The sequence below is a fragment of the Streptomyces sp. NPDC059909 genome (assembly GCF_042730885.1).
In the GTDB taxonomy this organism is placed as follows: domain Bacteria; phylum Actinomycetota; class Actinomycetes; order Streptomycetales; family Streptomycetaceae; genus Streptomyces.
On the sequence record NZ_JBHWKX010000193.1, the window covers coordinates 1 to 2,361 of the forward strand.

Here is a 2,361-nt window from a genome sequence, read left to right on the forward strand (position 1 = left end):
CTGAAGGCCCAGCTCTTCGCCCACCGCCCGCACCTGCACCGGGCCGCCAGCGGCCCGCACGATCGCCAGGATCCGGCGGTAGTCGCCGGGAAGCGAGATCGACGTCCCCGTTCTCGTCGCTCACGGCACCGATGACCAGATCGTCCCCTATGCAGACGTGGCACCACTGTCGGTCAAGCTCCTGAAGAACGGAACCCTGAAGGGCTACGAAGGGCTCCCGCACGGGATGCTGTCGACCCACCCCGAGATCGTCAACCCCGACATTCTCGAGTTCTTGCGGTCCTAAAACACGCCCCGCGTCGCTCAAGCTTCGGTGGCACACGCTCAAGGTTCCCTACGTTCTTCCCCGGGACAGGGCAGTGGGTGGGGCGTGGCCGCTTGCGTCCGCGCTCGACCTCCCGCTCTCCAGACTTGTCAACTAAGCTTCAAGTCATGAGCGTGATGGAGACGAACCTGTCGGAGCTGCTGAACAAGCCCAAGGCCACCCTGGCGTCCCTGCGCGGGGCCCGCCGGATAGTGCTCCGGCGCCGCGATGACGAGGACCTGGTGCTGACCACGGCCGCCCGGGCCGCCCAGGACAGCACCGTCATGGGCGCGACCAGCCGCATGTTCGTGGAGATGATGCGCACCCCCGAGGGCCGCACCCTCGTCCTAGACGTGCTGCCGGCGACGTTCCCGTGGGTGCGCTACCTGCCCGCCCACGACGTCCGCGAGTTCTCCGTCGAACTGGTCGAGGCCCTGGGCGCGGCCGCCGAGCTGGACAACACCGCTGCCGTCGCCCAACTCATCACCGAGTGGCGGCACACCGCCGAGGTCCACGCCGACCCCGAGCTGTACGCCGCACTCACCACCGACTCCGGCGAGGACTACGGCCCCGTACCCGAGCCCGGAGCAGCCGCGTGAGTCCAAAGCGCGGGGACCGCGCAGCACCTGCCCGGCGAAGACGAGTGGGACATCCGCTTCGCCAACGCCGAAGCCGCCAAGGGCTGGGAACAGCTCAGCACCCAGGCCGCGACCAACACCCGCGCCGCCTGGTACCTGATGCGTACCGATCCGGCCCCGGCCACCCGGACCGACGGCACCACAGGCTCAAGGGGAGCTGGCCCACGGCACCCACCGCGGCGAGTCGATGGAGCGCTGGCAGATCGAGGTCACCGCCGGCGGCCGCATCTGGTACCTGCTCGACATCGAGCGCCGCACCGTCTGGATCGACTGCGCCTCCACCGGGCACCCCAAGGCCACCGACCGCTAGGCCACAGGGGACACCGCGGCGGGCTGCAGGCGAAGATCCTGAAAGACTGCGCCGATGAGCACCATCCGTCGCCGGCTCGGCACCGGCCCCCGCCCCAACTCCGCCACGGCACAGGCCTCTTCCGAACGCCGCCTCATCGCCGCGGAGCGAGCCGCAGCCGACCCGGCCGCCCACGAGGCCGAGGCGCCGCCGACGCGGCCGCCGGGCCGCCGCCGCCTGGGACCCGGGACCACCCCGTCCGAAGAAGTGTGAACGCCCGCGTCACATCGGCCGCCCACCACCCCATAACGCCTCTGTCGGTACAGCGGCCAGGATCCGATTCAAGGCCGACGAGCTGCAGCTTCACGAAGGTCGGCGACGAGGTTGCGCTGCTAAGGGTGCAGCATGCTAGCGCCGCCGATTCAAGCAAAATCGCAGGTCAGTTGGGGGTTGAATCACTAACTCCGGCTGTCTATCCGCGATCTGAACTTGGCGTGGCAGTGCCGCCTGAGGTCGTTTCGGCTTTCGTGTAGAGGATCTCGCGGGCCTGCTCCGCGGCGCGGGTGATGCTCTCGCCGACGAAGTCGAGGAAGCGGGCGACGTTCTCGAGGCGGACGGCGGCCGGGGTGCCGGGGCCGAGGATGCCGACGCCCTGCCGTGCGGTCTCGACGACCTGGGCGTTGGCGCGGGCGCTGGCCACCATCGACTGGTACCAGAGGTCGTCGTCGACGAAGTAGCGCTCGCGGCGGCGTTCGTCGCGTTCCCGGCGGACGAGGCTCTGGCTCTCCAGGAAGGCGATCGCTTTGGAGATGGACGCCGGGCTGACCTGGAGGCGCTGGGCGAGTTCGGACGCGGTGAGGCTGCCCGCGTCGGTGATGTAGAGACAGGTCAGCACCCGGGCCATCATCTTGGGCAGGCCCGAGGCCATCATGACGGTGGTGAACGTCTCCTCGTACTCGCGCACGGCCTCGGCGTCGCGTCCGTGGGCCTGCCCGGGCGCCTCCGGCCCCCGGGGCGCGGCCTGCCTGCGCCGGCGGGCGCGGCGTTCGGTGGCGCGGTGGGCCAGGTCGGCGCGGTAGGCGGTGGGGCCGCCGTTGCGCATCACCTCACGCGTGATCGTCGAGGTCGGA

The 2,361-nt window shown here is 70.3% G+C and carries 4 protein-coding genes and 1 pseudogene; 4 read left to right on the forward strand and 1 reads right to left on the reverse strand.

The window, feature by feature from the left end:
- Positions 1–97: 97 nt before the first annotated feature.
- The 4 genes and pseudogenes from ACFV9O_RS40085 to ACFV9O_RS40100 all read left to right on the forward strand — a co-directional run.
- Positions 98–286: pseudogene (locus ACFV9O_RS40085) on the forward strand (alpha/beta fold hydrolase); the annotation flags it as partial.
- A 146-nt stretch (positions 287–432) separates the two neighbouring features.
- Positions 433–903: a DUF6247 family protein gene (locus tag ACFV9O_RS40090; RefSeq protein WP_385427963.1), complete on the forward strand. Its 471-nt coding sequence runs from the start codon at positions 433–435 to the stop codon at positions 901–903.
- A 226-nt stretch (positions 904–1,129) separates the two neighbouring features.
- Complete coding sequence (locus ACFV9O_RS40095; RefSeq protein WP_385427966.1) at positions 1,130–1,252, forward strand: hypothetical protein; 123 nt, start codon at positions 1,130–1,132, stop codon at positions 1,250–1,252.
- A 54-nt stretch (positions 1,253–1,306) separates the two neighbouring features.
- Positions 1,307–1,504, forward strand: a complete 198-nt coding sequence (locus ACFV9O_RS40100) for a hypothetical protein (RefSeq protein ID WP_385427972.1) — start codon at positions 1,307–1,309, stop codon at positions 1,502–1,504.
- Positions 1,505–1,703: 199 nt separating this feature from the next.
- Here the strand turns inward: ACFV9O_RS40100 and ACFV9O_RS40105 are convergent.
- Positions 1,704–2,361 (reverse strand): GbsR/MarR family transcriptional regulator (locus ACFV9O_RS40105; RefSeq protein WP_385427975.1); only part of this gene is annotated, 658 nt, incomplete at its 5' end.